Origin of the sequence: Kitasatospora sp. NPDC047058, from assembly GCF_040643935.1 — a bacterium.
In the GTDB taxonomy this organism is placed as follows: domain Bacteria; phylum Actinomycetota; class Actinomycetes; order Streptomycetales; family Streptomycetaceae; genus Kitasatospora.
Map to the genome: position 1 here is coordinate 1 of NZ_JBEYVJ010000628.1, position 2,951 is coordinate 2,951.

Sequence of the window (2,951 nt, forward strand, 5' to 3'; positions counted from 1 at the left end):
ACCGCATCCGCGGTCACACCCGCGGCCTGCAGCACCGCCGCGACACCGACCTCGAACGCGAACAGGCCCGCCTGCGCGTACAGCGTCTGGTCCGCGAGCGTCTCGTCGACACCCTCGGCACCGAGGACCACGTCCCGCACCGAGATCCCGAGCTCCAGCTCCAGCAGCCCGCAGACCCGGTCGAACACCTCGGCGAACACCGGGCTGCCCTCGTACAGACCCCGGCCCATCCCGGTCCACTGCGAACCCTGGCCCGCAAAGACCAGGCCCACCCGCGCATCCGCACGGGCCACACCCGACACCACGGAACCGGAGGAGACCCCGGCGGCCAGGCTCTGCAGACCCGGCATCAGCTCGTCGCGCCCGGCACCGAGCACGACCGCCCGGTGCTCGAAGGCCGACCGCGTCGCCGCCAGCGACCAGGCCACGTCCTCCGATTCCAGCTCCGGCCGCTGCGCGACCCACTCGTGCAGGCGCCCGGCCTGGGCCGTCAGCCCGTCCGCCGAGCGGCCCGACACCACCCACGCACCGGCACCCGGCAACACCGGCGCCGTCTCCGGCACCGCGACCGCCTCGGCAGCCGGGGCCTCCTCCACGATGATGTGGGCGTTGGTCCCGCTGATGCCGAAGGCCGACACACCCGCCCGGCGCGGACGACCGTTGGCCGGCCACGGCACGGGCTCGGTCAGCAGCCTGACGTCACCGGCCGTCCAGTCGACGTGCGAGGACGGCACCTCGGCGTGCAGCGTCTGCGGAATCCGCTCGTTCTGCAGCGCCAGCACCATCTTGATCACACCGGCCACACCGGCGGCCGCCTGCGTGTGCCCGATGTTGGACTTCACCGAACCCAGCCACAGCGGGCCGTGCCCGCCGCGCTCCTGGCCGTACGTGGCCAGCAGCGCCTGCGCCTCGATCGGGTCGCCCAGCGTGGTGCCGGTGCCGTGCGCCTCCACCACGTCCACGTCCGCGGCGGTCAGCCGGCCGCTCGCGAGAGCCGCCCGGATCACCCGCTGCTGCGACGGGCCGTTCGGCGCCGACAGGCCGTTGGACGCACCGTCCTGGTTGATCGCGGAGCCGCGGATCACCGCGAGCACCTTGTGCCCGTTGCGCTGGGCGTCGGACAGGCGCTCGACCACGAGCACACCCGCACCCTCGGCCCAGCCGGTCCCGTTCGCGTCCTCGGAGAACGCCCGGCACCGGCCGTCCGCCGCCAGACCCTGCTGGCGCGAGAACTCGACGAAGGAGAACGGCGTCGCCATCACCGTCACGCCGCCGGCCAGCGCGAGCGAGCACTCGCCCGACCGCACGGCCTGGGCCGCCAGGTGCAGCGCCACCAGGGACGACGAGCACGCCGTGTCGACCGTCACCGCCGGGCCCTCCAGGCCCAGGACGTACGACACCCGGCCCGAGAGCACACTGGTCGAGTTGCCGGTCATCAGGTGACCCTCGACGCCCGAGCCGTCCTGGCCCGCCAGCGCCATGCCGATGGCGTAGCCCGAGCCGAAGCCGCCGGCGAACACACCGGTCGCGGAGCCGCGCAGCGACGCCGGGTCGATGCCCGCCCGCTCCAGCGCCTCCCACGAGGTCTCCAGCATCAGCCGCTGCTGCGGGTCCATCGCCAGCGCCTCACGCGGGCTGATCCCGAAGAAGCCGGCGTCGAACTCCGCCGCGCCGCGCAGGAACGCGCCCGACTCGGTGGACGAGGTGCCCGAGCTGCCGCCGTCCGGGTCGAAGAACCCGTCCAGGTCCCAGCCGCGGTCGGTCGGGAACCCTCCCACCGCGTCACCGCCCGAGGCCAGCAGCTGCCAGAACTCCTCCGGAGTGCCCGCACCGCCGGGGAAGCGGCAGGCCATGCCGACGATCGCCAGCGGCTCGTCCACGACGGGCGCCACGACCGCGGCCACCGGGGCGGCGGCGTCGGCCGTCTGCTCCCCGACCAGCTCGCCGCGCAGGAACTCGGCGAGGGCGACCGGGGTGGGGTAGTCGAACACCAGCGTGGCCGGCAGCCGCAGCCGGGTGGCCGCGTTGAGCTGGTTGCGCAGTTCGACCGCGGTCAGCGAGTCGAAGCCCAGGTCCTTGAACGCCTGCCGGGCCTGCACCATGTCCGCCGAGGAGTGGCCCAGCACGGCCGCCGCCTCGGCCCGCACGACGTCGGTGAGCACCCGGTCCTGCTCGGCCCGGCCCAACCCGGCCAGGCGGCGCGCCAGTTCACCGTCACTGCGGGTCGTGTCGGCCGCGCCCGCGCGTTCGGCGGCCAGCCGCCGGATCTCGGGCATGTCGCGCACCAGCGGCAGGTCCAGCACCTCCGCCGTGCCCGGCGCGGAGCCCAGCTGCCGCCAGTCGACGTCCATCACCGTGACGACCGGCTCCGGGCCCTCCAGCGACTCGGCCAGCGCCCGCACGGCGAGCTGCGGGTCCATCGGCGGCATGGGGATCCGGCGCATGCGCGACCGGATCGCCTCGTTGGACTCCGCCAGGCCGCCGCCGCCCCACAGGCCCCAGGCCACCGCGAGACCGGCCAGGCCGCGGCTGCGCCGGTTCTCGGCGAGGGCGTCGAGGAAGGCGTTGGCCGCCGCGTAGTTGCCCTGGCCCGGACCGCCCAGCGTGGACGCGGCCGAGGAGAACAGCACGAACGCATCCAGGTCCAGCTCCGCGGTGAGCTCGTCCAGGTACACCGCGCTCGCCGCCTTCGCGGCCAGCACCGTCTCCAGACGGCCCACCGACAGCCGGTCGACCACGCCGTCGTCCAGCACGGCGGCCGTGTGCAGCACCGAGGACAGCGCCGGACCGGTCTCCCCGATCCAGGCCACCAGCCCGGCCAGCGCCGACCGGTCCGTCACGTCACAGGACACGACGTCCACGCCCGTGCCCCGGGCGGCCAGCTCCGCGACCGTCGCCGCGACACCGGCGGCGGCCGGACCGGAACGGCCGGTCAGCACCAGCCGCTCCGC

1 protein-coding gene is annotated in these 2,951 nt (G+C 75.0%); it reads right to left on the reverse strand.

From position 1 onward, the window contains the following. On the reverse strand, positions 1–2,939 hold a 2,939-nt coding region (locus tag ABZ885_RS38515; RefSeq protein WP_360199455.1), incomplete at its 3' end, for an SDR family oxidoreductase. Between the last annotated feature and the right edge of the window lie 12 nt (positions 2,940–2,951).